Raw genomic sequence first — 26,583 nt, forward strand, 5'->3', positions numbered from 1 at the left:
CCATGTGTTCTACAAAAGACGGTGGACATACACTTCAGTCCCCTCCTCACTCTTAGATAGAAAAAAAATATATATATAAATAGCCCATGTACTAACGCCAATATTTATATAGAGATTATAAACAACATTATTCACTTCTAATTTATTGAGATTATGAACAACATTATTTTATTGCCACAGGCACAGAGAGTAAACAACATCGAGGATGCAGTTATCTTGGACGATTTCAAGGCTGAGAATCACTTTATTGAGGCTAATACCCAAGAGGTAACCTTCGAGCACTTGAAGAACGATTGCATCACTCCTGTTTTTGCTAAAGACAACGAGTTGACCATCAACCACGCTGACTTTATTGAGACCATCAAGGATGCAACCAGAACTTTCTTCCATGGTCAAAAGGTTGGAACTCCAAACATTCGAGTTTCCCACGTAATCAAAGGCAGAATACCGGAAGCAGTGAGAAAGCCTGCTAGTCAACTTTTGGATTCAGACAAGACCATCTACTATGAGCGTGCAGCATTCAGCATCGACATCCCTACAGTTTTCGAGACTATAATGGGTAACAAGTTGAATCTTTCCATCGTAGGAGTTAGAGCATACAATCAGATGAACTTATATTCAAAGAAATCTCCAGAGCTATTCCGTCTAGCAATAGGTTTCAAGAACCAAGTTTGCTGCAACATGTGCATCTTTACAGATGGTTACAAGGAGGATTTGAGAGTGACATCTACTAATGAACTCTATCGTGCAGCCTTGGAGCTATTCAACAGTTTCAATCCTGCTAGACAACTTCAACTACTCCACTCGTTAGGGAACACCACCATGAACGAACATCAGTTTTGCCAGATACTTGGCAAGATGAGACTCTATCAGTGCTTACCTAATTACTATCAGAGAAACATTCCTAAGATGTTGCTAACTGATACACAGATTAACAGCGTAGCCAAAGCATACATCAATGATGAGAACTTTAGTAGTTTTGGAGAGGACATCAACATGTGGAAGTTCTACAACCTATTAACAGGAGCTAACAAGTCTAGCTATATAGACTCATTCTTGGATAGGAGTCTCAACACCACCCAACTTGCACTTGGCATCAATGCAGCCTTGCATGGTGACGAGCGATATAAATGGTTTATCGACTAACCACAGACAGGACATCTATCAGAAATGGTAGGTGTCCTTTAGTTACTAACTAATAAGCAAAAGACGCTTCATTGATATATGTAGCTATGAGAGAAACTAAGCAGAAATGTTAAATCTCAACATATATTAGAAGAAAGACAGACAAATCCTTGGTCAATCAAACAATTATTGCTAAATTTGCACCAATTCTACAAGGAGTAGAAGTACATATTTAGAATGAGCGTTTGAAGTTATCTCGACATAGAATCTGGACAATTCGATGCAAAATGAGATGGCAGTTCAAGGTGCTCATGCTTTCATGTCGCATATATATACCCATATATATAACACATGGAGCATGGGCTATTGTCTGTTACTATTTTGCAAGCAGTCCAGAGCTTTATGTCAGTAATACTCAATAGTCCCCATGCTCCTTTCTTTATGTGTCAACCAATAAACAATTTACAGCAAAAGCCGTCTGGGGATTCAAGACTGAATTATTAATTTTAAACTTACAGATTTATAAAACAATTCAAATTTTTAGCAATGGCAATCTTTGCTATGATTATGTCAATTGGATTCGTTGCTTGTAGCAGCGATGATGATGATAACAATGGTGGTGGTAGCATTACAAGTGGCAAGAAACTTGTACGCATCAGTAGTAAATATGAGACCATAAACTTTACTTATGGAGAAGATGGTAAACTCACTAGAGCTTCAAGAAACGTAAATGGAAATTCTGAATACATAAACCTTGATTGGTCGGGTAACACTATCACGCTTACAACTCATGCAAGATGGGATGAGAACCCTTGTACTATTACTCTTGATAATGGAAAAATCTCAAAAGCTACTGATGGTGAAGAGACATATAAGGCTGCCTATTCGGGAAACTATCTTTCTCAAATTACTGGCTACAATATCAACAAATATACATGGGAGAATGGTAATATCGTAAATTACAAAGAAGTTAGTGAAGGTAACACCTATAACTGTACTTATTATACCGATATGCCTAACAAGCATTCTGTCTTTGATGTTGATGCACTAGGATTCGATGATGCGATTTTAGCGGAATATGGTAATCTTCTTATTATGGCTCATCCAACCTTGTTTGGTCTCAACAACAAGAACCTATTAAAGAGCGTTACAGATAGTGAAGGATATACACTTTCTTATACATACGAACTTGATGGAGATGGCTATCCTATAAAGATAACCGAAACCGAGAAAAAGAACCAATATGATTCTGGTAGCCCAGAAGTTTACACTTTAACTTGGGAATAGAATATAATTAACCTCAGTTCGGGATAAGAAATAGTGCCTAAAAAAGTTGGTAATCTCCGATATTTTTTGTATCTTTGTAGTTGAAATCCAATTAGTTACAAACATAAAAAGATATCATTATGGAGATTACCAAGGACAAAGTTACAGAATTATTTTGTATTATTGATGAATTTTACAAAGTTTTTGATGCTGAAAATGCAGGAAAATTGCTTTTGGGTGAAGATGGAGTAAAGCGCAGACGACGTAAAGCCTCTTTATCTGATAGTGAAATCATGACGATTTTGCTGTATTTCCATTTCGGCTCGTTCCGAAACTTCAAGCATTATTACCTATTTTTTATTAGAGGAACTTTGAAGTCATATTTTCCAAATGCGGTGTCTTATAACCGTTTTGTAGAACTTGAAAGTCGCGTATTCTTCCCTCTTATGTTCTTCCTGAATCTCCGTGCTTTTGGCAGATGTACAGGTATAACCTTTGTTGATTCAACCATGATACCAATATGCCACAATCTCAGGCGTTATGCCAACAAAGTGTTCAAAGGCATTGCCACAAACGGAAAGGGAACAATGGGATGGTGTCATGGGTTCAAGCTACATCTGGCTTGTAATGATAGAGGTGAGATAATTGCTTTTGTTCTCACTGGTGCAAACGTTAGCGACAAAGATCCAACGGTATTCGATGTGTTGGCTAAACGTCTGTATGGTAAGCTGTTTGCAGATAAAGGCTATATCTCGCAAAAACTTTTCGATTCGCTTTTTGAGGAAGGCATCCAGTTGGTAACAGGACTGAGAGTGAACATGAAGAACAAACTAATGCCGTTCTATGACAAGATGATGCTACGCAAAAGATACATCATTGAAACGATTAATGACCTGTTGAAAAATACGGCTCAGATAGTACATTCACGTCACAGGTCTGTTGCGAATTTCATCATAAATATTATTTCTGCATTAGGGGCATACTGTTTCTTTGACAACAAGCCCAAGGCACTTACTGGATACGTTATCGAAGATACGAAACAGCTTAGTCTTTTCTAACATTGCATATTTTACATGAGGATTTTGTCTCAGCAACCATCCAAGATATATAGATGGTTGCCAAGCCTCTGTGTCCCTTATATAAAAACATTATAAAGCCTTTAGATAGAGCTCGTTATCCCGAACTGAGGTATAATTACAACATATCAAATACAAGCCAACTTCTTCTTTCATGTGGAGGTTGGCTTTATTTTTGCTAATTATCAACAAAAATTTAGTTACCAAAATGGTTGCCAAATAAAAACATTATCTTTGTAGCCATACACCAACATTATCAATATGACAGAATACAAAAGACAAGACATCACAACAGAACTTCGTGAAGCACTTCAAGAAGTGAAAGACCATATCGAGGGTAAGAAGCGACTTCAATCCTTAGATAGTCTTCTTGAAGAATTATAAGAGACATGGGGTTCTCTCTATAAAATGAATCCCAATATTATTTGCAAAGTACATAACTATTGTACCCAAGCAAAAAGGATGATTGTTGACTCATTGTTGACTAATTTCATTCTTTCAGTGTTCATTAACAGGTTGACAAATAGCATAAAAAGACTTGTAGCTCAGTTGGTTACACCTTGCTAAGTCCGCAGGAGTTAGTAAGGCTCGGCACAGACTCATAATCTGGAGGTCCTAGGTTCAAGCCCTAGCTGGTCCACCTTGAAAATCAAGCAGTTAAGCAGAAAGTGCTTAACTGCTTTTTTCGTTTTAGGAAACATGCTTGAAACTACGAATTCAAGCTTGCAGAAAGAATGCATCTTCAAAGAGCAACACCGTAATTCCCCTAAAATCCGCAAACAATAAGTTTTGTAGGAGTGTAGGTAAAAAACGATTCTCGATTCCTGATAACGTTTCTGCTCCAGTTTTGGTATCTGTCAGGACTGCACACCCAGGTCCGTATCCCATAAAGCCTTTGTAGGTAGGCTTTGCCTCCCAAGTTTCTGATTCCAAGAGCTCATGGTAAAATCAAAGTCATATTCCTTGCCTGGAGAAAGCATGCCACTCTTGATCGCTGTATATACAAGAAGACCCACTTTTTCAAGTTGACTCATCTTTTATACAATTTTGTTCTTGTTTTGCAAATTTATAAAAAAACATGAATTTATCGAATTTACATTTATGATTTAAGATACTTTAATATAAACAGTTCATACTATTCGAATATTGACTACCAAGTTTTCGAAGCCCATAAAACTCACTAAAAACAAAAGAAGTTGCGTATTCCGGGTAATACCCGTTCACTTCATTAGTAACCTTCAGTATTGTCGGCAAAGTTAATACTTTTTTCTTAAACTCTCGCCTTTTAAGTCAAATTTTATTGCTTTATGCACCAATCTGTCCAAGCAAGCCTCTGCGATGAGCTCACTTTGGAACACATTGTAACAATCAGCGACAGGAAGTTGACTGGCAAGGATGAGTGCCTTTCTGCTGTACTTGTCGTCGATTATTTGCTCAAAGTCGTGTTGGATTTGATCATCCAGCTTAACCATCCCAAAGTCATCGACAATCAGCGCATCTTGGTTGCTGAGCTTGCGGAAGAAGTTGATCACTCTTCCCTGCATCTGAAGCAACTGGGAATACGGAAATAGCTGATATTTATTTTATTCTTTCTTATTTTTCAAAATCAGAAATTTGGAATTTGATGGGAATGTCTACTATTGATTTCATTTTTGTACCTTCTTCTGTTGCTGGTTCCCATTTTGGCATGTATGAGATGATTCTTTGCGCCTCTCTATCTAGTTCATCATTTATGGATTGTTTAATCTTTTGGTCGCCAATAGAGCCATCGTGCTTGATCTCTGCAGATACAATAACAGTTCCTTCTATACGATTATAATAGGAATTTGATGGATATCTCATATTACTTTTGATATAAGCCTCCATTGCTTCTGTCCCTCCGATAAAGTGTGCCGCAGTTTTTGTACTGTAGTTATTGACATCACAGATTGATTGTGGATCAGGCGTTGGTATTGTTATTTGAGCTGGTGTCATTTTATCAAACCAAATAGCCTTATTGAAATCATTTTTAGGAATTTCAAAATAGTACTTGTTAAAGTTTAGTTCACGTGATGCCCCTAATCTCTTGGAAGAAGGAAGTAAAAGTCGTATGGTATTTGCGTTTTCTACTCTTATATAAAAATGGCAAGCACCAGGTGAATGTTCTACTTTTCCGTTTCTGAATATGGTAGACATTTCCGTACTCAATGTTTTTTCATTTGAGTTTATTAAATAAGAACCAGCAGCATATATAATAACATCATTGTTGTTATTTTGTAGGTTTAAGAGCTTTCTGTATTGGTCGGGATATATGACATAAAGATTGGTAACTTTCCAATAAATCCAATCCTTAAAAATTAGAGGAAATTTATATGCTCCATCATATGAAGTTATAGAGAGTAGATACCAGTAATTGTTATTGTATGATATTTTGCGAATTCTCATTGATTGTATATTTTCATCATGAGAGGGGGTGTAATTTAAACTGTGTCAAGGCTTGTTCTTAACTTTCATTCCCACTCCCTGCTGGGGGCATGCCCCCAGCAGGGAAGCCTTTTCGGCTGCAAAGTTACATAATTTTAAATCTATCTCCAAATTTTATTGCCATTTGTTGAGAAATTTGTCCCCAATTTGCCAGTGGCATAGTCCATTTCTTACGGATGTTGCGGTAAGCTAAGTACACAAGCTTCTCCAAAGAATTATCCGTAGGAAAGACCCCTTTAGTCTTTGTGACCTTTCTTACCTGTCTGTGATACCCCTCAACCGTATTGGTCGTATAAATGAGTTTACGGATGGTTGGAGTATATTGGAAATACTCTGTCAGACGTTCCCAATTGTCACGCCATGACTTGATGACAATTGGGTACATCTCTCCCCACTTAGACTCTAACAGGTCTAAATTAGCAGCAGCGGAGTCTTTGTTTACTGCACCATATACTGTTCTTAAATCCTTGATAAACTCCTTTTGATGCTTACTGCCAACATACTTGATAGAATTGCGTATCTGATGGACAATACAGAGCTGCACAGAACTCTCAGGAAATACGCTTTGGATGGCATCCGGGAAGCCTTTGAGACCATCAATACAACAAATCAAGATGTCTCGAACACCACGGTTCTGAAGATCCGTAAGAACTTCTAGCCAGAAGTTAGCTCCTTCACTCTTAGACACATACATACCTAACAGTTCTTTTTGGCCTTCCTTGTTGATACCAAGAATGTTGTAAATGGCTCGTGTGACAGCTCTGCCATTCTCATCCTTTACCTTATAATGGATAGCATCAAGCCAGCAAATGGCATATACAGGATCGAGCATGCGAGACTTCCAGGCGGTGATTTCGGGTAATACACGGTCTGTTATAGAGCTGATTGTATCGGCTGATAGAGTTGTGTTGAACTCACGCTCAAAGTAGCTGCTGATGTCACGTGTGCTGGTGCCCATGGCGTACATCTCAATAATCTGGTCTGCCATGCCATTGGCAAGAATAGTCTCACGCTTCTTTACGGTCTCAGGTTGGAAAGTTCCGTCTCGGTCACGAGGAGTCTCTATAGTGACCTCACCATATTTTGTTTGAACCTTCTTACTCATCTTACCATTACGACGGTTGCCGGAAGAGCGTTCCTCTTCACTTAAATGAGCGTCCATCTCACCTTCGAGAGCTGAGTTGAGAATACGCTCTAACAATGGAGCTAATGCTCCGTCCTTGCCAAATAAGGCTTCACCACTACGCAACTGCTGAGCTGCTTTCTTGTAATCAATTTCTAAGTTGTCCATAATATAAAAACTGTGTTAAACTACTTTTATTGTAGCTTGACACAGTTTAGTTTACACTCTCTCATGAGATTGTACTTCTGCCGAATATCTTTTGACGCTTTTTATATCTTTTGAACTTGCACAAAAGCTTTTATCATTGAGAGCGCCTTCCCATTTTAAATAATGGTCATTATATTCCCATTTAATGAAATTCGTTGCGAGTTGAGACACCTTTACAATTTTTGCAGATGTCTTATAGTTTTCTCTTGGTTGTGAATAAGCTGTGCAAACGGCAACCAAAATAAAAGTCAATATGATAAAAAGTCTATTCATTTTTTATGTTTAAATATTTATTAATTTTAATTACAAAAATAATTATACGCAAATTACCCTCTATAAGGAATTTGAGAGCAATTCACCTCTGCTTCAATATTGCGACTTTCCAAATAAGAACGCAAAGCGTCTAATGACAATTCTTTATCTGCTGTCGGACCAAGCCACACTGATTTCAAACATGATTTTGGCAAGTACTCCTTTATATAAGGAACCAAGACTCCATTTTTCACTCGGAATTGCTCCTTCCTTGCATCATCATAATATGGAGCCCCAACTCCGACAATGCGAACCTCATTCTCATATTTGAAAGCAGAATTTTTCAGCGTTCCAACAAACATCATTGTTAAGATGGCTATCGCTAACGTCTTTTTATCATTAGACATGCACTCAAACTCATCACCCAAGTCTAAGCCAAAGAATCTTTTACACACCGATTCAAAATATTCTGTATCATAATAGACACAAGGCATTAATCTGACACCATATATTTTCAACAATTCCGAAACATCGAACTCTAACATAATGCCTGTACCCTGAGCACCATACATACTCCACATGGGCAAATAGTCTTTTTCTTTTGAAAAGCTTATAGAATGATTATCTCCAGACAATGACACAAAAGCATTATAAACTTCCAGATTATTCTTAAACACGTCTTTCAACATGTCCAAAGCTATATAGTTTTCTTGCGAGTCATTTAGATGCGACCACTTTGTTGCCCAAAGACAAATCTCACGGTTTACCTCTGGTTCTGGCACAATTATCCCATTAACCAATGCATTCATATCTGTATAATAATACAAACTACCAAGTTTTTGAAGTCCATAAAACTCATTAAAAACAGAAGATGTCCAATGACTCAACTTATCTTTAATACTATTAAATACCTCCTGAGTTTCTGAATTATCCATAGCAACACCATTTTAAATCAACTAATCATCCCAAATGTCTTCGAGAAAAACTCATGAAGATATTTGAACATTACCAATCTCTACACTCTTAACAGATACGCACTTAGCTTTACTTGCATCAAACAAGACAACATTGATTCCACCTTTATGCAAAGAGCTTTCAAAACGGATACCATCCATTCCATTTAGCTTACAAATCTCACATACAAGTTGAGTCGGAACATACTCTAGTTCAGAATCATAGCGTCGTAATGGCTTAGACAAATCTCGACTTATTGCCTGTAATATTTTTTGCCTAACAATGACATCTGACAGTGGTTCAGTAGCATTCGCATAAGCTATATACAGGCTTAATTTTGAGGTAAAATCTAATATGTTAAGATCTTCTGTTGCCCTAAACTTTGCCACCCCTAATCTATCAAGATACAAAGCTCTCACTTCATAATAAGTGGTTACTTCATCTTGACATAAATATAAATAAGGTATGCCTAACGGATTTGCACGCCCAGCAGTTGCCTTATCCTTTGGTGGGCACCCCATTTCTTTCTTTTTCAATTTCTCCACTCCTGAAGGAAGAACACGACTTCTAAAGAATACGCTACCCTCAGGTATTGTTGCATTAGATACAATCAAGTGCATATCATCAAAGGAAGAAGTATCCGCAAAGAAACGAGAAGATTCACGAACCTGCTTTTTTACAGAATTCCACACTTGCATTTTTTCGAGTATGGGAACTGCATAATCAACCTTAGACTTAACAGTATAATTAAACGTATTCTTATCCAGAAAATAGCCTAATATCTTTTCACCTATTTCCTTTGATGAGAATAAAGTCCAATCACGCTGAATCAATTCCGCTATGCTTATACCAGACTCTGAAGGGGCAAATAAAGACAACACCTCTTCAAAAAAATCAGAGAAGTAATCAATATCCATAAGAAGCCCTTGTTGACCACAAAAGTCACAAGCCCCCTCTGTATGAGATTCATTGCTGACTACCGCCTGCATTTCCTCGTCACAAAAACAATTCTTGCAAATATTCATATATCGATTACTACTCTGTTATTAATCTATCTATTAACTCCAAATGATTCTTTATAGATAACTTCTTGATATAGCCTAAGCCAGGATAACCTGCCACATCACTAGCTTTATCTATCAATTCAATAACCGCAGATGTTTCTTGATAACCACCTTCCTTGTAGAAAGGTCCTATCTTTACAGCTGCTTCATGGAATTTACCACGAATGTTAGACTGATCAATATTGTTGTCAGAGACAAAATGATGCACAAAAATCTCCTCTGGTGATTTCTGATAAGTTAAATGGATTGCTATCGCATAAGGCAAAGACCCGCCCTCCGAGAATACTTTTGGCAATGCCGTATAATCAGAGAAGCCAAAGAATCCTTTCTCTTTATAAGATACGAAATCATCGCTAAAGAACTCATCAGACGCTAAAGCATAGTCCGCATTTTTTGTTTGTGGTTCAAAATGGCCATTCAACAAAATCACCTTTTTCCCCATTTGTCCAAGAGTGGTTAACGCCACTTTAGATGGATTACCCAACATTACATATTCAACTTTCTCATCAGCTAACAACCTAGCGATTTCCTGATTATGTATATTCACACCATCAGGAAAGACTACCATAAAATGTCTAAAATTATGGTTTTCTGCATGTGAAAGCAACAGATCAGGATAACCCTTATAGAAATAAGCAGGTATCCAACTCTCACGATCTTCCTGAAGAGTATTCAACTTAGGAAAGATATCATTATCCCTATCTTTCTTGAAATCACCATCCTTAGGATTAAGGATAACCGCAAAGCGCATTGCATTATCTCGCAAAGCTTCCAAAGCAGAATTCAAGCCATTAACCTGACTTTTAACAGGTTCTATTACTGGAATAATCTTTGCATTATTAGGACTCATCTGAGAGAAATCTTTTAATGCAAGAAGTTCATATTGCTTACCTCTTAAATATGGGAAATACATAACTTTTTCGTTGAATTTATCGGGTTATTTAAATATGTTTGTAGAATCTCTATTTGCCTTTGAGATAGACCTAACTGGAGATACATTTGCCGCAACTCTATAGGAGCTTTTCTCAAGAGACTCATATTATTCTTTCTCTTCTCTATCTCTGACAAAAAATACTGATGCAGTTTATCTGGCGGCATATCATATAATTTAGCCTCACATGCTTCATACATTTCATAATATGGAACATCTGGAAGTTTCCCAAACTCTGCCATCACAATGTTTTCATACTCTTTGGTACGCAAACACTTCATCATCATTCCTGCATCAATGTTCTTATTTTCAACAGCCTTTCTAATTTCTCTTAGCCCTATTCTTCCATTTTCCTCAACTAAGACAATTATACCAATATTAATTGGTACATCTCTTTCATAGACATCTAACAAGCCCTCAGGGATGACTACATAACACTCTTGGAAAACACGAGTATAATCAACTAATTGGCCAGCCAATCGTCGAGTCGTATCATACTCCGTCTTAATTTCAAACGCACGGCTATGTCCATTAAACATAACCAAATCAACTATTGACTTTTGCATTCGAAACTCGCTAAACACGATTGTTTCTGGATGAGCATATTTTTTAATCAATAATTGATTAACTAACTCATTTTTATAAACATACTCGCAACGATAATTAGTACTCATCTGACGATAAAGATACTTTAGATAAGACAAATAAGTCTTTTCTTTTTTTCTTTTTCCATCATACTTTTCATGGATACCATCAAGTCGAGAACAATCACCATACTTAAGAATATCAACAAACATATTACGGCTGAATGCAGAAGAGTAGCTCCGCATTCTATCCATAATCTTATATGTTTGTATATTCTGTCTCATTCCTTACCTTGTTTTATTTGGCAAAGATAACATTTTATTTTTATATATCAATATTTTATTGGATATTTTATACTTTTTTTATTTCGAATACACATTTTCTCGAATTGCATTTACGAATCTAATCAAACTTGGGTTTCTTGGTAGAGAATGAAGTTGAATGCGAGAATGTACATCCAAAGAACAACACCGTAATTCCTCTTTTAAAATTTGGTGGTTTCAATTATTTGCCGTATCTTTGTGCCATATAAAAAAAGGAGAAAGGATTATGGCAAACAATGAATACAGAAAGCTGCCTACAGGCATACAATCTTTCAACAAGATAAGAGAAGAAAACTATCTCTATGTTGATAAGACTGACATCATTTGGAAATTAGCGAACAAAGGCAAACAGTATAATTACTTGAGCCGCCCTCGCCGATTCGGAAAGTCTGTGCTCATTGATACGCTACAGTGTTACTTCGAAGGAAGAAAGAAACTCTTCGAAGGACTCAAAATCATGGATTTGGAGAAGGATTGGAAGGCATATCCTGTGATTCGACTCAACATGAGCCGTGGAGGCGCCAATGCAGAAACCTTGCGTTCGTACCTGAATCTGCGATTCGGATACTACGAGGAGAAGTATGCCATCACTCCCACCCCTACCGCCCAACTTGCCGACCGCTTTGATGCCATCATTACGACGGCATACAAACAGACGGGTTTGAAGGTTGCCATCCTCATCGACGAGTATGATTCTCCACTCCAGCACTCTTGGAAAACCCCGGAACACGAAGCATGCACCGAGGTATATCGTGAAGTCTTTGCCATTTTAAAGGCAGATGATGAATACGAACGTCTGGTCTTTATTACTGGCATCACCAAGTTTACGCAGATTTCCCTTTTCTCCGTGCTCAACAATTTAACCAACATCAGTTTCCTCCCAGAATATGCAGCCATCTGCGGTATCACTGAGGAGGAGATAAAAGAGAACTTCAAGCCAGAACTTGAAAAAATGGCAGAGGTGAACGGATGGACTTTACAGGAAACCCACGACAAACTGAAGGACTACTACGACGGTTACCATTTCAGTCGCCGAAACATGGTTGACATCTACAATCCTTTCAGCCTTATCAATGCGCTTGACACCCAGGATCTCAACAGTTATTGGGCATCATCGGGCGCCACATCCATGCTGCAGAAGTTCATTAAGGATGCAGAGTTGCGTCTATCTGATTTTGAGGATTGCATGATTCTCCGCAACACATTGGAGACTTCCGATGTTACTGGTGGAGGACCAGAACTCTTCTTATATCAATCAGGTTATCTCACCATCAAATCGTGCGTAGGAAATGTCTATCACTTAGGCTTCCCAAACGAAAAGGTAAAACAGGCGCTAGACGAAGAAGGCAAAGGCATTTTGGATTGGGAATCAGAGAAACTCACTCCTTTTGAAGGATTTTTTCGATTATGGAGCAATTTGATACTCTTTTAGCTCAAACTATAGATTCCACCTAGGAATTGAGATGCACATTGTTTGGTTATCAATATAGTGAAATTCTACTAACATCTGGCATCCGCAAGATACGAATGGCTATTGAGTCCCAAACATAAAGGACTTTCGGGTGGAGTCAGAGTCATCACTTTTTAGATTTACTGTAGGGCATACGCGCACACGTAAGAATGTTTTTTCTCGAAAAAAGTCTCAAAGTCTCATTTTTCAGGAAAATATCAGTTTATATATCTGATATATAACTATTTACAAGAATGATACTTTTCATCAAAAAAGCCAGAGAAGTATCATCGAAGTATCATAAAATGTAAGCGGCTCCGCGTTTATACCTTGCCCTTTATCGTAAAAGTTCTTACCTTTGCACCATAATTTTAAAAGCAATGAAATTATGAGAGCAACAGAACGTTATGAGAGGGCATGGAATGCCTTCCAGATTCATTTGAATCATAATCCAAAAGCCAGTTTGATTCCTTTTTTAAAGGAACGGCATGTAAACCATCGCTCGATGCATAGATGGATGTCAGAGAAAGGTTATTCCGTTAGGTTAGCCAAACAGCAGATCCGTCTGCTTCAGGCCGAAGCCCGTAAGGAATGTTCCGAGGCAATAGCCAAGGACACTGGGATGATGTTCCTTCCCATGGAAATGCCATCCGAACCCGTCTGTCCAGAGAACTATCTTTTTGGCATAACCCTAACCTTCCCAAATGGAACGATAGTCACCATCAAGAAAGGTAGCGCCAAATCTGTCATGCATCTGATGAAACTTTATGAAAAGGAGGATATGCTATGTTTGGACTAAACGAAAATACCCAGTATTACGTCTGCCAGCGATATGTCCGAATGAACATGGGCATAAATGGCCTGTACCAGATTGTGAGGACGGAGATGGAGCTGCCGCCACTCGGTGGTGCCGTCTTCATCTTCTTCTCAAAGAACCGCCAGCAGGTAAAAATGCTCTTTTACCTTTGCACTCGGAAACAAGTTTAAACGAATTGGTTAACGGGTGTTAAGGTGAACTATAAAATGCTCTAGAATATCACTATCATTTGACTCAGTCCTTCGCCAAGCCAAATGTTTTCTTGTATCCATTTAATATTAAAATGTTAATAATATGGATAAAGAACTGTATTTTGGCGTAGATGTCTCCAAGAAGACTCTCGACCTTGCTTATTATGATGGTGAAGCCATCGATTGGAAGAATGCCCATATTCAGGTGAGCAATGATGATGCTGGATTCAAAAAGATTGGCTCCTGGGTTGCAAAGGTAGGAAAAGACTTTGCTACCTTTTTGTTCTGTATGGAATATACTGGACTTTATAATCAAAACTTCAGATTATGGCTGGAATCCAAAGAATATATCTATGGTATGGTGGAACCTCGCAAAATGCATCGCTTCGAGCCAGACTTGGATGATGACCAGCGCTCTCTAGACCGTATCAAGACTGATGAACTGGATGCTTTCAGAATAGCAATCTATTGTGAGCAGAACCACAAGAAGATTCTTCGCAATCCCTCCAAACTTCCTTCATCTGTCTATTTCAAGTTGAAGAGATTGCTGGCTGAGCGTAAGCAGAACACCAAACAGTCTGTTCTTTACAAGCAACAGCTTCATGATATCTGCGCATACGACACAGACTTATCCGTTGAACGCAAGAAACTCCTGCTGAAGAACATGCAGGAAAACCAGAAAGCAATAGACAAGGAGATTGACAGCTACATGAATGAAGATACAAGCATCAGAAAGAATTACAATCTGCTGACCTCCATTCCTGGCATTGGTCGCATCATAGCGTTGGAAACCATTGTATTGACGGAAAATTTCACTGCAATCAGCAATCCTCGCAAATATGCCTGTTACATAGGAATAGCCCCTTTTAAAAAGGAATCTGGTACCTCAGTAAGAAAGAAAACGGGTGTTTCCAAGAAAGGCTTTTCTGAAGCCAAGGCAGACTTATCCATAGCTGTCCTTTCCGCCATAAGGAACAATCCTTCAATAAGAGACTATTGGATACGCAAGAGAAAGGAAAAATGCGGTGGCATCGTACTCAATGCCATCAAGTTCAAGCTAGTCCTTCGTATGTTTGCCGTGATAAAGCGTGGAACACCATATGTGGAGACAGATGCATATAAGAACTAAAATGCAGCAAAAGTGAACTATCGCACTTCTTAGAGCATAACTATTTCCCGACTAAGTCTTTTGTCTGCGTTTTTTTCACTACCTTTGCCGGAGCATCTGAAATGGAAGGAACTCCGGACGGGGGTAGTGAACTATTTTGTCTTAGACAAAGACCTTTCCCTGATCTAGTCTCCCCAGCCTGAAATGCCAGGTCAAGTGCCGTTTAGGGAATTAGCCGTGGAAGCTTTTAAAAGATGTGGCTTACCCTGACATAGAGAGCTCCTTCCTGCAAAATGCGGTACAAAGGTATGAAAAATAAATCATTTATCGGCATCGACATCTCAAAAAATGTCATTGACGTATCAATTTTCTGTGAAGAAGCCCCAATTAAGGACTTTTCTCACGATGTATTCAACAATTCCCGCAAGGGATTTGGCGAAATGTGCACATGGCTCAAGAAGAATCATGTGGTTCTCTCGAACTGTCTCTTTGGAATGGAGTTCACCGGCAGCTATTCCATGGAACTGGAGAAGTTTCTTAATGCCAGGAACTATCAGTTCTGCATGCTCTCCACCCATGTGGTAAAGCATTATCCCATGGAACCCAAGGACAAGAGCGACAAGATTGACTCTGCCAAGATTGCAGACTTTCTCTATCGCTATAATGGTACCGAATGTGTCAAGCCTTATAAAATGCCTGACAAGACCATGCAGAGACTCAAGGCACTGATGAATGAGCGTAAGTTCCTGGTGGAACAGCGTACATGCTTCATGAACAGAAGACAGCTGTGCACCACAAAGGAAGATGCCCAGTTATATGATGGCTACATCAAGAAATTCAGCCGTGACATTGATAACATCGAGTTGGAAGAGCAGAAGTTGCTGGCTACAGACGATAGCCTTTTGGCTACTTACAAGAATCTTCTGACAATACCAGGAGTCGGCTTCGTCAATGCCATAAATGTCATTGTCATTACCCGAAACTTTACCGCATTTGAAACAGCAAGGCAATATGCCAGTTATGTCGGCGTGGCACCGCACTCCCACACTTCAGGCACCAGTGTGAGATGGCGTCCCCGACCTTCAGCACGCTGTGATGGTCAGGCGAAAGCGGATCTATCCATGGCGGCCACAGTTGCTGTACAATATGATGCAGAGTTACAATCATTTTATAACCGTAAATTAGGAGGTAAGCAAGATTCAGACACTAAACGCAAGGCATTGAATGCCGTTAAGTTCAAACTTGTTCTCAGAATGTTCGCCATAGGTAAGCAGAACAGAAAATGGGAACCGTTGGATTCAAAGAGCAGCAATGAAAAACTTGCAATATCATAAGTCCGAAACAAGTGAACTATAGCAGTCTGTGCTACTGCCATTTAGAGTCTTGTAAAGACACAAACACGGATAACTAATTAGGAATCTAGCCACACGCTATTAAAAGAACGAGTTCCGTGTTGATTTGTAACAGAAAAATCATTTTTGACCATTTCTGCTACCGATATTTTAGTGCCTGTATGCTTCAAAACGCCTCTTTTATATTTATTAACACAAAAAATTGCTCAAAAATTTGGCTATGTCTTAGGAATCAAATGGGATGGCGACGGTTTCCTGCTGTACCAGAAGCGACTGGAGCGAGGAACCTTTGAATTGCCATTCTTTGATTCCCAAAGCAAACAATGCAAAATGCCTTACAAGACGCTATCTGCCATCATGAGCGGAATTTGCCTGAAAAGTATGAGATATCGAAAACGGCTTAATCTGTAGGTGTGTAAGGTTGTGTTTAATAGGTTGTATATCAGTAAGATAGTAAAAATAAATATCTGAAAATCCTTGCATGTCTCGATATTTTTTCGTACCTTTGCACTATGAAAAAGGACGAAATTATAGTACTTTTGAAGGAACAGCTTCAGCTTGCAAACGAACAGCTTCAGCAAGCTAATGCTACGGTGAGTTCGTTGACTGCACAGGTCAACGAACTCATTGAACGTATAAAGTCATTAGAAGAACTACTCGTCCAGAAAGGAATCGCCATTGACAAAGCGAATCGTCAGAACAAGGCACTCGGCAAGCTCGTTTCAGGCAAGAAGTCCGAACGTCAGGAAAAGAATCCACAAGCCTCGATGACGCAGGAGGAATTTGACAAGAAGAAAACAGAGCAGGCCGAAAAGAGAAAGGCACGCAAAAACAACGGTGCCAAGCGTGACATGCATTACGAGATGAAAGAGGTGCATGTTACGATAGATCCAGTCATGGATGCAGGGCTTTTGAAGACGTTGCGTCTCTTCGGAACTCGTACCTGTATACGTTACAGCATGGAACCCATCAAATTCATCAAGACCGTGTATCACATCAACACTTATACTGATAGAAGTATCATGTATCCGGGGAAAACTCCGCCGGCTCTGTTGTTGAATTCTTCCTATTCACCTTCCTTTGCAGCAGGACTCCTGCAGATGCGATACATCTATTCCATGCCGGTAGAGCGAATCATCAAATACTTTGCCGACAATGGGTTTACGTTAAGGAAAACCACGGCAAACAAGCTGATTGCCAGAAGTGCCGATGTACTGGAAAACTTCTATAAGGCTATCTGCCAAGTAGTGTTGCAGCAGGATTATGTCTCGGCGGACGAGACATACCATAAAGTACTGTTAGCCAAGACAAAGCCTGCGGACAAGGGGTCGAAGAAAGGCTACTTCTGGGCTGTAAGTGCGCCTAAACTGGGACTTGTCTTCTTCGTATATGAGGATGGATCACGCTCAGAGCAGGTCATACTTAACGTATTCTCTGATTATAAAGGTACCATACAGAGTGATGCATATGCTCCTTACCGGAAACTGGAGTCGGATGCTTATCCTGACATTATGAGAATCGCCTGCCTACAGCATGTCAAGAGAGATTTCATCGACTGCGGCAAGGAAGACAAGGATGCTCAGGAAGTCGTAGATATCCTCAACAGATTTTATCGAGAAGACAAAAAACATAAGGTTGGGGTAAATGGATGGACCGTTGAAGACCATCTAGCCTATCGGCAGTCATATGCACCGGACATTTTACAGGATTTATTGGAGAAACTGGAGGAAATATCTTCCAGGAAGGATTTGCTGCCCAAGTCTACCTTGGCGCAGGCGGTCGGTTATGCCCTTAATGAATATAATGCCATTTGTGACATCTTCAAAAGAGGTGATACGGCTCTCGATAACAACTATATTGAGAGAATCCAGAGGTACATATCACTATCAAGAAGAAACTCAATGTTCTTTGGTTCGCACGAAGGAGCAAGCCGGGCGGCTATCCTATATTCCATCGCCATCTCATGCAGGCTGAATGGCATTAATCTGTTTGAATACATATGCGACGTAATAGAAAAGACTGCAGAATGGCAACCCAATACCCCATTGGAAAAATATAGAAACTTACTTCCTGACCGATGGAAAAAGCAGTAACAGCATTAGTTTAATCAGCTGTTACTGCTTTTTTTGAATTATGCAAGGTATAAACGCGGAGACGCTTACCATAAAATCGGGAGAAGTATCATAAAAAACAGGCAAGTATCATACGGAACAGGCGAAATATCGAACGAAAATGCACCAATCATCGAACGAAATGCATCAACTATGCCCACGAACATAGTCACTCATACCCACGTACACGGGTACGGATGACCACGTACACGGGTATGCGTGACCAAAACGATGGGTATCCATGCCCAAAGCCTCGGGTAACCATGCCCTATATAGCTGGGCAAAGATGCCCAAAGCCTTGGGCAAAAGCATATATGACTTTTCCTATGTGGTTTAACGATTTTAGTTGACCACTTTTAGTTTTATTTGTAAGACGAGTTGACTCAGTTAAAATTTATTTATAATTCACGTTGACTTTCCTGAAACTTAGTCATATTTTTAGTTGACTACCTTAATAGATGGCCATATCTAGAGTTGCCCTTCTCATATTCCATACAGACACTTTTTTACTTTATAAACTAGAAAAGTAGACACTACTACTGATACTAAAAACTGAAATAATAGACGCTTTTTTTAGTCTTTTACATCAACCCAACGCCGTTTTCATGATGTTTCTCCCGATTTTATGATACTTCTATGATACTTTTTTGTAAAAATATTAGGAAGTCTCATTTTTACATATCACTATATATCAACTCCTTACAAGAATATTTTCACCAAATAATGAGACTTTGATACTTTTTCTCAAAAAAAACTTTATGCGTAAGAAATACATTAAGAGGGCGATTTGGAGCTTTTGCAACCAAGTTGCAGAAACCTTTTCGTAATTTTGCAACCGAAATAGAAAAAGGAACTGAATGTTCCTGGTTATCTGGTTATATAGAACTAAAAGTATTGCAAAATTATGGAAGAAATGAAACATTCTCACGAACATCATCTTGAATGCCATTGTGAAAATTCTCACGAACATCATCATGAATGCTCATGCGGCACAGAAGAACATGAGCACCAGGGGTGCGGTTGCCACCACCATCATCACCATGAAGAAGGCGGTTTGAAATCCAAACTCTTTCTGATAGGAGCAACCATCATCCTCCTGATTATCGCTGTTTTCATCGAAAAGGAATACAGTCTGGCTACCTGGCAGTTACTCCTCGTCTATCTCATTCCTTATTTATTGATAGGACATGAGACGCTGGGCGAAGCTGCAGAAGGTATTGCCAAGGGCGATATGTTTAACGAAAACTTTCTGATGGCTATTGCAACCATCGGAGCACTTTGCATCGGATTCTTCCCAGGATCAGATACAGAATTCCCGGAGGCAGTCTTTGTGATGCTCTTCTTTCAGGTGGGCGAACTCTTCGAAGGATATGCGGAAGGAAAGAGCCGCGACAGTATTTCGCATCTGATGAATATTAGACCGGATGTAGCGAATGTTGAAAGAAACGGAAAAGTAGAGGCCGTTTCGCCGGAAGACGTCAAGATAGGAGAAACTATCGTAATCCGTCCGGGAGAGAAAGTGCCTTTGGATGGTATTGTTGTTGAGGGAAACTCAGCCTTGAATACCATTGCCCTGACAGGTGAAAGTATGCCACGGGATTTGAATGAAGGCGATACTATCATGTCCGGTTGCATCAACCTGTCGGGAGTAGTTCGTGTACGCACCACCAAGAGTTTTGGTGAAAGTACCGTATCCAAGATTATTTCTCTGGTAGAGAGTGCAGACAAGAACAAGTCGAAGAGCGAGGCTTTCATCACCCGTTTCGCCCGAGTCTATACTCCTATCGTTGTTTTCGCAGCCATTGCCCTGGCGGTTATTCCTCCATTCCTGGCAACTACGGGAATCGTTGGCGAAGGAACCTTTGGCGAGAACTTCCCATTATGGCTCAACCGCGCCCTGATATTCCTGGTAGTTTCCTGTCCTTGCGCCCTGGTCATCAGCGTGCCCCTCACCTTCTTTGGCGGCATCGGCGGAGCATCTCGGAACGGTATTCTCATCAAGGGCAGCAACTATATGGATGCTTTAGCCAAGGTGGGAACCGTTGTGTTCGACAAAACCGGAACTCTGACACACGGAGAGTTTGCCGTGGCAGCTGTTCATGCTGATGATTCCTGCCCAGACCATCCATCCCACGATGCTGATAATATACATATTGGTGAATATTCTGACAAGGAGAAGATTCTGCTTCATCTGGCAGCTCATGCTGAACATTTCACTACCCACCCTATCGGAGCAGCCCTGCGTACTGCCTTCCCGCAAGAAGCTACGGATGGCTGCGAGGTGACCGATGTAGAGGAGATTGCAGGACAGGGTATCCGTGCAAAAGTGAACGGCAAGGTGGTTTGCGTGGGCAACAAGAAGATGATGGAAAACATCGGCGCAAAATGGCACGACTGCAACCAGGTGGGAACCATCATCCACGTCGCCATTGATGGCAAGTATGCGGGACATATTGTGATCAACGACACCCTTAAGGGAGGAAGCGCCCATGCCATCAGAGAGCTGAAAGAACTGGGAGTAGAGAAAACGGTAATGCTGACGGGTGACCGCAGAGAAGTAGGAGAAGATGTTGCCCACAAACTGGGACTGGACGAGTGCCGCGCAGAACTGCTGCCAACCGATAAGGTTTCGCATGTAGAACAACTGCTGAAGACAAAAACAGCAGGCAAGACACTCGCCTACGTAGGCGATGGAATCAACGATGCCCCTGTATTGAAGCGTGCCGATGTGGGCATTGCCATGGGTGGACTGGGTAGCGATGCAGCCATCGAAGCTGCCGATGTAGTACTGATGGATGATGACCCTAGAAAGATTGCCCTTGCCGTAAAGATAGCCAGAAGAACCATTCATATCGCTCACGAGAACGTGATATTTGCCATCGGAGTAAAGGTTGCCGTACTGATTCTCGCCACCATTGGTCTCGGCACCATGTGGATGGCTGTCTTTGCCGATGTAGGTGTTACGGTACTGGCTGTATTGAACGCCATGAGAAGTTTGGGTAAAAATCGCCTTTTTTATCGTTAAATACCAAAATAAGTTGTATCTTTGCAAACGAATAGCAATATACAATACTGAATGGTTATGTATAAAAAAGACATTTTGACTATGAATAAGATTATCAAACTCATCTTCGTGCTCTGCTGCTTCTGTGGCATTGCACAGGCTCAGCCTCAACGCCCTAAGCTCGTTGTAGGCATCGTTATCGACCAGATGCGATGGGATTATCTCTATCGCTACTACGCCCGCTACGGCGAAGGCGGATTCAAGAGAATGCTCGGAGAAGGATTCAGCGTAGAAAACTGCAAGATTCCTTACATTCCTTCGGTTACAGCCATCGGCCACTCTTCTATCTGGACCGGTTCCGTTCCTTCCATCCACGGAATTGCAGGAAATAACTTCGTGAAAGATGGAAAGGTAGTGTATTGTACTGCCGACGATACCGTCAACCCGGTAGGTTCTGACAGCAAGGCTGGCAAGATGTCACCTCGCAATCTGTGGGTAACCACCATCGGCGATGAACTCCGTCTGGCTACCAACAACCGCTCTAAGGTGATTGGTGTAGCCTTGAAAGACAGAGCATCCATCCTCCCTGCGGGCCATCACGCCAATGGCGCTTTCTGGTTTGATGACAAGTCGGGCAAGTTCATCACCAGTACTTTCTATATGGATAAGTTGCCAGAGTGGGTGAACAAGTTCAACAAGCAGAAACTCCCAAACAAGTATCTTTCCAAGAAATGGGAGACGCTCTACCCTATCGATTCCTACAAGGAGAGCACCAGCGATGACAACAACTACGAGAATGGAATTGTTGAAGGCGAAAAGGCAGTATTGCCACTCGATCTGCCTACCTTATATAAAAAGTATGGTTACAAGATTCTCCGCAACACCCCATTCGGCTGCAACCTGACTTTCGATATTGCCAAGGCTGCCATCGAGGGTGAGAACCTGGGTAGGAACACAGATACTGACGTGCTGGCCATCAGCTGTTCAAGCACCGATTACATCGGTCATCAGGTGGGCGTGAACGCCATCGAAACAGAGGATTGCTATCTCAGATTAGATAAGGCATTGGCAGATTTCTTCGCTTATCTCGACCAGACCGTAGGCAAGGGAAATTATCTCACCTTCCTCACCGCCGACCATGGAGGTGTAAACAACGCCACCTTCCTGCAGGATCAGCGAATCCCTGCCGGCATCTGGAACAAAAAGGGATTGGTAGAAGAGCTGAATCAGATTCTGAAGGCTAAGTTCAATACCGACAAGGATCTCGTGAAAACCATCATGAACTACCAGGTGTTCTTCAACACAGATACCATCGAGGAACTCGGTTTGGATTATACAGCCATCAAGCAGGTGGTAGTAGACAGACTGAAGAAGGACAAGGACGTGCACTATGCCTTCGACATGGAGAAGACCTCTATCGAGAGCATCCCTGAAGAGCTGAAGTTCCGCGCCATTAACGGTTATAACCGCGAGCGCAGCGGAGGTGTTCAAATTGTACTGAAACCAGGCCACTACGATTATTACAGCAGCAAGGGAACTACCCACGGAGCATGGAATCCATACGATATCCATATTCCTTGCCTGTTTATGGGTTGGGGCATCCAGCACGGCGAGAGTGCCCAGCCTCACTATATGACAGATATAGCCGCTACCGTATGTGCGATGTTGCATATCCAAGCACCTAACGGTTGCATCGGCACACCGATATTCTAATAAAAAGCAAAAAGCCAGATAATAACAAAGGCTAGGTTCACAATTCTGGAAACCTAGCCTTTATTTTTTTATTCAAAAGAAGATGTTTTTCTATTCCGAGAAGAACATCTCTTATTCTTCGTTCATAATCTTCATATATTCCTCGTAAGAAATATATCTGCCACCCATCGATTTGAGATGAGGAGTCTCCAACTGACAATCTATCATCTTGCCACCATGCTCCTGCAAGTATCTGGCAAGGAAGATGAGGGCAATCTTAGAAGCTGACGGAACCCTGGAGAACATGCTTTCCCCTATAAAAACCTTACCGATGGTGACACCATAAAGTCCACCCACCAGTTCATCTGTTTCATTATCCCATACCTCTACGCTCGCCGCAAAGCCCTGCTTATGGAGGGCAGTAAATGCCTGGATGATGTTCTCGCCCAGCCATGCGCCATCTTCCCAATACCGTCCGTTGGTCTTACTGCATCCCCGTATCACGCCATCGAAATCTTCGTTGATTCCTACGCTGTATCGGTTCTTTCTCATCAGGGTACGCATGGAATGACTGATGTGGATTTCATCAGGGAAGATGACGAAACGCTTCATCGGACAGAACCAGAGTATTTCAGGCTGGTCACGGAAACTATACCAGGGAAAGATGCCATTGCTATAAGCCAGCAACAGGCGGTCGATACTCAAATCGCCACCAATCGCAAAGCATCCATCCTCATCGCCATAATGCGGATCGGGAAAGTAAATCTCGTCCGCAGTATCATCTATCTGTAATATCATACGCTTATCTTTTATCAAGAATATTCTTGACTAGACTTTCATTCTAATAATTAATCACCAGTTCCTTTCCGTCAAAGTCGACATGCGCCTTGCTACCCTTCTTGAGTTTGCCGAAGAGCAGCGCCTTCATCAGGATCGGTTTCAGGCGGTTACCGATGACACGGTCCATCTCGCGGGCACCATATTCCTTGGTAAAGCCCCATTTCAGCAACTGTTCACGCGCAGCATCGGTTAACGTTACGGTAACTCCCTTTGCTGCCAGTTTCGCATCGAGTTGACGAAGTTTCTTGGCAAGAATCAGTTCTGCCATGTGCTTATCCATATCGTTGAACACCACCATGTCGGAAAGTCGGTTGATAAACTCAGGCTTGAAAGTCTTCTTCACCTGTGCCAGCATCGCTTCGCCACGACTTACGTTTCCATTGAAACCTACGCTAGCCCGTGAAGCATATTGCGCTCCGGCATTTGAGGTCATGATGAGAATCACGTTACGGAAATCAGCCTTCTGGCCCTTGTTATCAGTCAGACGGGCATAGTCCATTACCTGGAGCAGGATGTTGTAGATATCGCTATGCGCCTTCTCTATCTCATCGAGCAGGAGTACACAGTTTGGCGTTTTGCGGATGGCATCGGTCAAAAGTCCTCCATCCTCATAACCCACGTATCCGGCTGGCGAACCGATAAGTTTTGCCACGGTATGCTTCTCGGTATATTCACTCATATCGAAGCGTACCAGTTCGATGCCGAGTTCCTTGGCCAACTGTCGTGCCACCTCGGTTTTTCCTACTCCAGTAGGTCCCACGAAGAGGAGCGAAGCCAATGGTTTGTCATCATCTGTCAATCCCGCCTTTGCCATCATCACAGCCTCAACCACCTTGTCTACAGCCTTGTCCTGACCGTAAATCTTGTCGAGTATGCGCTGGCGGAGCGTGGCCAAAGCATCGTTATTCTCATCTTTCATCGCAGCCGCATCAATCTTGCAGACTTTAATCAGAATCTGCTGGATGATAGACTTGGTAACATAAGAGCGCTGGCGAGATTCTACCGGATGCACCTCCAGATAAGCACCCGCCTCATCCATCAGGTCGATGGCCTTGTCTGGCAGACAGCGGTTGCTGATATATTTGGCACTGGCACGGACGGCATATTCCAGGGCGTCCTTGCGATAGGTTACATTGTGGAACTTGTTGTATTTATACTGCAAGCCCTCCAATATCTTGATAGCCTCCTCCTCGGTAGGTTCCTTGATATCTATCTGCTGGAACCGGCGCACGATGCCCTTGCTCTGAGCCATGTAACGGTTATATTCCTCGTAGGTGGTAGAGCCGATGAAACGGATATCGCCTGCCTCCAGATATTGCTTCAGCATATTGGATGCATCAGGTCCGCCATCTGAGCCACGACCGGCACCTATCATATTATGAATCTCATCGATGTAGATAATGGTATTGCCTTCCTTCACGGCTCCCTCCATCACCATCTTGATGCGTTTCTCGAAGTCGCCGCGATATTGGGCACCGGCAAGCATCTGTCCCATATCCATGCCGTAGATGCGAGCCCCCTTGAGGCGTTCAGGAACCAGGTTTTCGTTGATGAGTTTGGCGAGACCATAGACCAGAGCTGTCTTGCCGACTCCAGCTTCTCCGATGTGGAGCGGATTGTTCTTCTCGGCACGGCAGAGCACCTGGATGGTTCTGTCCAGTTCCTGTTCTCTTCCGATGAGCGGATTGTGCTCTTCTACCTTGTCAGAAATACAGGTAACCAGCTGATGCCAATCCTGTACAACCTGTCTTCTGCCTTCTTCCTCGTCGTCGTCATACTCGTTGACATAATCGTCATCATCAAAGTCTGCTCCCATGCCCATGCCAGCCTCTCCAGTATCTTCTCCAATAGGATAATAACTGTCAACGCTCGCCAGGAACTCGCCCTGCCGGTCGCCCACATTCTTGCACAGCAGGAAGGCGGCTTCTGAATTCTGCAAGCCAAACATCGCCTGCACAAAATGGGGTACATTCACCAGCTGTCTGTCGGCAGCAGCAGCCAGGGCGCACGCCGTTCCAAACATGTTTTTGAAGAGCGATGACGGCTCTGGCAGATACTTGATGGTTTCAGGCACACGCTCCTGCTTGGCGAGCCATCCCACCAAGTCTTCGTGCATCTTGAGGCTGTCTACGCCTTCTTCCTGCAGCGCCTGACAGAATGCATACTGCCTGAGCAACGCCAGCAGCATGTGCTCGGGCATCACGAACTCGTGGTCGAAGAACCGGGCTTGCTTCATGGCATCGTCCATCAGAACACTCATATATCGGGTCAATCCCATACTGTCCATTCTATTTTTTCCTTTCTTTTCCTTAGCATATATTGGGGATATTTCCCCGAAATCAACGCCTATTCCGGCATATAAGTGAGTTTAAGCGGAAACTTCTGCGTACGGGCTTTCTCCATCGCTTTCTCCACTTTACTCTTGGCGATGTCATAGCTGTAGGTGCCCACCACGGCTTTCTCTTCGTGATGAACCTTGAGCATGATTGCTTCAGCCTCAGCCTGCGACTTGAAGAAGATGGATTCGAGGATTTCTACCACGAAGTCCATCGGTGTGAAGTCGTCGTTGAACATCATTACCACGTAACGCCCCGGCTCCTTGAGCCTGGTTTTCTGGCGTTCACGAATTGCTGTTTGTTCTTGAGCCAT

At 41.7% G+C, this 26,583-nt stretch carries 23 protein-coding genes and 1 pseudogene; 13 read left to right on the forward strand and 11 right to left on the reverse strand.

Annotated features, from left to right (window positions below; genetic code table 11):
- Nucleotides 1-153: 153 nt before the first annotated feature.
- The 4 genes from RCO84_RS12755 to RCO84_RS12770 all read left to right on the forward strand — a co-directional run bounded on the left by RCO84_RS12755 (nucleotide 154) and on the right by RCO84_RS12770 (nucleotide 3,851).
- A complete protein-coding gene (locus RCO84_RS12755; protein ID WP_317585306.1) occupies nucleotides 154-1,146 on the forward strand; it encodes a DUF3871 family protein in 993 nt (330 codons plus the stop codon).
- A 525-nt stretch (nucleotides 1,147-1,671) separates the two neighbouring features.
- The gene (locus tag RCO84_RS12760; protein WP_317585308.1) at nucleotides 1,672-2,412 is read left to right on the forward strand and encodes a hypothetical protein; all 741 of its coding nucleotides are present in this window, start codon (nucleotides 1,672-1,674) and stop codon (nucleotides 2,410-2,412) included.
- Nucleotides 2,413-2,531: 119 nt separating this feature from the next.
- On the forward strand, nucleotides 2,532-3,449 hold the full coding sequence (locus tag RCO84_RS12765) for an IS982 family transposase (RefSeq protein ID WP_118142112.1): 918 nt from the start codon (nucleotides 2,532-2,534) through the stop codon (nucleotides 3,447-3,449).
- 279 nt (nucleotides 3,450-3,728) lie between these two features.
- A complete protein-coding gene (locus RCO84_RS12770) occupies nucleotides 3,729-3,851 on the forward strand; it encodes a hypothetical protein (RefSeq protein ID WP_259322931.1) in 123 nt (40 codons plus the stop codon).
- Nucleotides 3,852-4,723: 872 nt separating this feature from the next.
- On the opposite strand, the gene RCO84_RS12775 is transcribed toward RCO84_RS12770, so the two are convergent.
- The 8 genes from RCO84_RS12775 to RCO84_RS12810 all read right to left on the reverse strand — a co-directional run bounded on the left by RCO84_RS12775 (nucleotide 4,724) and on the right by RCO84_RS12810 (nucleotide 11,330).
- Nucleotides 4,724-5,011: an ATP-binding protein gene (locus tag RCO84_RS12775; protein WP_317585310.1), complete on the reverse strand. Its 288-nt coding sequence runs from the start codon at nucleotides 5,009-5,011 to the stop codon at nucleotides 4,724-4,726.
- A 49-nt stretch (nucleotides 5,012-5,060) separates the two neighbouring features.
- On the reverse strand, nucleotides 5,061-5,891 hold the full coding sequence (locus tag RCO84_RS12780; RefSeq protein ID WP_317585312.1) for an energy transducer TonB: 831 nt from the start codon (nucleotides 5,889-5,891) through the stop codon (nucleotides 5,061-5,063).
- Nucleotides 5,892-6,015: 124 nt separating this feature from the next.
- Entirely contained in the window at nucleotides 6,016-7,221 is a 1,206-nt protein-coding gene (locus RCO84_RS12785; RefSeq protein WP_317584557.1) for an IS256 family transposase, read from the reverse strand.
- Between the two features lie 51 nt (nucleotides 7,222-7,272).
- A complete protein-coding gene (locus RCO84_RS12790) occupies nucleotides 7,273-7,533 on the reverse strand; it encodes a hypothetical protein (RefSeq protein WP_317585313.1) in 261 nt (86 codons plus the stop codon).
- Between the two features lie 53 nt (nucleotides 7,534-7,586).
- Nucleotides 7,587-8,447 (reverse strand): DUF2971 domain-containing protein, encoded by an 861-nt coding sequence (locus RCO84_RS12795; RefSeq protein WP_317585314.1) that lies wholly within the window; start codon nucleotides 8,445-8,447, stop codon nucleotides 7,587-7,589.
- Between the two features lie 51 nt (nucleotides 8,448-8,498).
- Complete coding sequence (locus RCO84_RS12800; protein WP_317585315.1) at nucleotides 8,499-9,455, reverse strand: RES family NAD+ phosphorylase; 957 nt, start codon at nucleotides 9,453-9,455, stop codon at nucleotides 8,499-8,501.
- 46 nt (nucleotides 9,456-9,501) lie between these two features.
- Nucleotides 9,502-10,443, reverse strand: a complete 942-nt coding sequence (locus RCO84_RS12805; protein ID WP_317585316.1) for a sce7725 family protein — start codon at nucleotides 10,441-10,443, stop codon at nucleotides 9,502-9,504.
- Complete coding sequence (locus RCO84_RS12810; protein WP_317585317.1) at nucleotides 10,425-11,330, reverse strand: sce7726 family protein; 906 nt, start codon at nucleotides 11,328-11,330, stop codon at nucleotides 10,425-10,427. Before RCO84_RS12810 ends, RCO84_RS12805 begins: the two co-directional genes overlap by 19 nt.
- A gap of 265 nt (nucleotides 11,331-11,595) precedes the next feature.
- Between RCO84_RS12810 and RCO84_RS12815 the strand changes: the two are divergent.
- The 9 genes and pseudogenes from RCO84_RS12815 to pafA all read left to right on the forward strand — a co-directional run.
- A pseudogene (locus tag RCO84_RS12815) lies at nucleotides 11,596-12,201 on the forward strand (AAA family ATPase); the annotation flags it as partial.
- A gap of 1,006 nt (nucleotides 12,202-13,207) precedes the next feature.
- The gene (locus RCO84_RS12820) at nucleotides 13,208-13,618 is read left to right on the forward strand and encodes a hypothetical protein (protein WP_117588064.1); all 411 of its coding nucleotides are present in this window, start codon (nucleotides 13,208-13,210) and stop codon (nucleotides 13,616-13,618) included.
- Nucleotides 13,606-13,806 carry an IS66 family insertion sequence element accessory protein TnpB gene (tnpB, locus tag RCO84_RS12825; RefSeq protein ID WP_144155435.1) on the forward strand — a complete coding sequence of 67 codons (201 nt, stop codon included), beginning with the start codon at nucleotides 13,606-13,608 and terminating at the stop codon, nucleotides 13,804-13,806. Before RCO84_RS12820 ends, tnpB (RCO84_RS12825) begins: the two co-directional genes overlap by 13 nt.
- A 124-nt stretch (nucleotides 13,807-13,930) precedes the next feature.
- Nucleotides 13,931-14,956 carry an IS110 family transposase gene (locus tag RCO84_RS12830; RefSeq protein ID WP_287851789.1) on the forward strand — a complete coding sequence of 342 codons (1,026 nt, stop codon included), beginning with the start codon at nucleotides 13,931-13,933 and terminating at the stop codon, nucleotides 14,954-14,956.
- Nucleotides 14,957-15,243: 287 nt separating this feature from the next.
- Nucleotides 15,244-16,269 (forward strand): IS110 family transposase, encoded by a 1,026-nt coding sequence (locus tag RCO84_RS12835; protein WP_264957586.1) that lies wholly within the window; start codon nucleotides 15,244-15,246, stop codon nucleotides 16,267-16,269.
- Nucleotides 16,270-16,440: 171 nt separating this feature from the next.
- On the forward strand, nucleotides 16,441-16,698 hold the full coding sequence (gene tnpB, locus RCO84_RS16950; RefSeq protein WP_373690109.1) for an IS66 family insertion sequence element accessory protein TnpB: 258 nt from the start codon (nucleotides 16,441-16,443) through the stop codon (nucleotides 16,696-16,698).
- Between the two features lie 101 nt (nucleotides 16,699-16,799).
- Nucleotides 16,800-18,380, forward strand: coding sequence for an IS66 family transposase (gene tnpC / locus RCO84_RS12840; RefSeq protein ID WP_317583330.1), 1,581 nt, complete (start codon nucleotides 16,800-16,802; stop codon nucleotides 18,378-18,380).
- Between the two features lie 1,072 nt (nucleotides 18,381-19,452).
- Nucleotides 19,453-21,423, forward strand: a complete 1,971-nt coding sequence (locus RCO84_RS12845; protein WP_373690154.1) for a heavy metal translocating P-type ATPase — start codon at nucleotides 19,453-19,455, stop codon at nucleotides 21,421-21,423.
- An 81-nt stretch (nucleotides 21,424-21,504) separates the two neighbouring features.
- Complete coding sequence (pafA, locus tag RCO84_RS12850) at nucleotides 21,505-23,115, forward strand: alkaline phosphatase PafA (protein ID WP_287827801.1); 1,611 nt, start codon at nucleotides 21,505-21,507, stop codon at nucleotides 23,113-23,115.
- Nucleotides 23,116-23,226: 111 nt separating this feature from the next.
- Here pafA and aat read toward each other — a convergent pair whose 3' ends face one another.
- From aat to RCO84_RS12865, 3 genes are all read right to left on the reverse strand, one after another.
- Nucleotides 23,227-23,892, reverse strand: coding sequence for a leucyl/phenylalanyl-tRNA--protein transferase (gene aat / locus RCO84_RS12855; protein ID WP_117694924.1), 666 nt, complete (start codon nucleotides 23,890-23,892; stop codon nucleotides 23,227-23,229).
- 43 nt (nucleotides 23,893-23,935) lie between these two features.
- Nucleotides 23,936-26,170: an AAA family ATPase gene (locus tag RCO84_RS12860; RefSeq protein WP_373690155.1), complete on the reverse strand. Its 2,235-nt coding sequence runs from the start codon at nucleotides 26,168-26,170 to the stop codon at nucleotides 23,936-23,938.
- A gap of 110 nt (nucleotides 26,171-26,280) precedes the next feature.
- Nucleotides 26,281-26,583: an ATP-dependent Clp protease adaptor ClpS gene (locus tag RCO84_RS12865; RefSeq protein ID WP_006849241.1), complete on the reverse strand. Its 303-nt coding sequence runs from the start codon at nucleotides 26,581-26,583 to the stop codon at nucleotides 26,281-26,283.

The organism is Segatella copri (assembly GCF_949820605.1).
In the GTDB taxonomy this organism is placed as follows: Bacteria; Bacteroidota; Bacteroidia; order Bacteroidales; family Bacteroidaceae; genus Prevotella.

What these genes read in the sequence shown, in the direction of transcription:
- RCO84_RS12820 (WP_117588064.1), top strand. Translation starts at nt 13,208, where the DNA reads ATGAGAGCAACAGAACGTTATGAGAGGGCATGGAATGCCTTCCAGATT.
- RCO84_RS12805 (WP_317585316.1), bottom strand. Translation starts at nt 10,443, where the DNA reads ATGTATTTCCCATATTTAAGAGGTAAGCAATATGAACTTCTTGCATTA.
- aat (WP_117694924.1), bottom strand. Translation starts at nt 23,892, where the DNA reads ATGATATTACAGATAGATGATACTGCGGACGAGATTTACTTTCCCGAT.
- tnpB (WP_144155435.1), top strand. Translation starts at nt 13,606, where the DNA reads ATGTTTGGACTAAACGAAAATACCCAGTATTACGTCTGCCAGCGATAT.
- RCO84_RS12755 (WP_317585306.1), top strand. Translation starts at nt 154, where the DNA reads ATGAACAACATTATTTTATTGCCACAGGCACAGAGAGTAAACAACATC.
- RCO84_RS12830 (WP_287851789.1), top strand. Translation starts at nt 13,931, where the DNA reads ATGGATAAAGAACTGTATTTTGGCGTAGATGTCTCCAAGAAGACTCTC.
- RCO84_RS12785 (WP_317584557.1), bottom strand. Translation starts at nt 7,221, where the DNA reads ATGGACAACTTAGAAATTGATTACAAGAAAGCAGCTCAGCAGTTGCGT.
- pafA (WP_287827801.1), top strand. Translation starts at nt 21,505, where the DNA reads ATGAATAAGATTATCAAACTCATCTTCGTGCTCTGCTGCTTCTGTGGC.
- RCO84_RS12795 (WP_317585314.1), bottom strand. Translation starts at nt 8,447, where the DNA reads ATGGATAATTCAGAAACTCAGGAGGTATTTAATAGTATTAAAGATAAG.
- RCO84_RS12760 (WP_317585308.1), top strand. Translation starts at nt 1,672, where the DNA reads ATGGCAATCTTTGCTATGATTATGTCAATTGGATTCGTTGCTTGTAGC.
- RCO84_RS12800 (WP_317585315.1), bottom strand. Translation starts at nt 9,455, where the DNA reads ATGCAGGCGGTAGTCAGCAATGAATCTCATACAGAGGGGGCTTGTGAC.
- RCO84_RS12780 (WP_317585312.1), bottom strand. Translation starts at nt 5,891, where the DNA reads ATGAGAATTCGCAAAATATCATACAATAACAATTACTGGTATCTACTC.
- tnpC (WP_317583330.1), top strand. Translation starts at nt 16,800, where the DNA reads ATGAAAAAGGACGAAATTATAGTACTTTTGAAGGAACAGCTTCAGCTT.
- RCO84_RS12835 (WP_264957586.1), top strand. Translation starts at nt 15,244, where the DNA reads ATGAAAAATAAATCATTTATCGGCATCGACATCTCAAAAAATGTCATT.
- RCO84_RS12790 (WP_317585313.1), bottom strand. Translation starts at nt 7,533, where the DNA reads ATGAATAGACTTTTTATCATATTGACTTTTATTTTGGTTGCCGTTTGC.
- RCO84_RS12765 (WP_118142112.1), top strand. Translation starts at nt 2,532, where the DNA reads ATGGAGATTACCAAGGACAAAGTTACAGAATTATTTTGTATTATTGAT.
- RCO84_RS12770 (WP_259322931.1), top strand. Translation starts at nt 3,729, where the DNA reads ATGACAGAATACAAAAGACAAGACATCACAACAGAACTTCGTGAAGCA.
- RCO84_RS12810 (WP_317585317.1), bottom strand. Translation starts at nt 11,330, where the DNA reads ATGAGACAGAATATACAAACATATAAGATTATGGATAGAATGCGGAGC.
- RCO84_RS12775 (WP_317585310.1), bottom strand. Translation starts at nt 5,011, where the DNA reads ATGCAGGGAAGAGTGATCAACTTCTTCCGCAAGCTCAGCAACCAAGAT.
- RCO84_RS12865 (WP_006849241.1), bottom strand. Translation starts at nt 26,583, where the DNA reads ATGGCTCAAGAACAAACAGCAATTCGTGAACGCCAGAAAACCAGGCTC.
- RCO84_RS12860 (WP_373690155.1), bottom strand. Translation starts at nt 26,170, where the DNA reads ATGAAGCAAGCCCGGTTCTTCGACCACGAGTTCGTGATGCCCGAGCAC.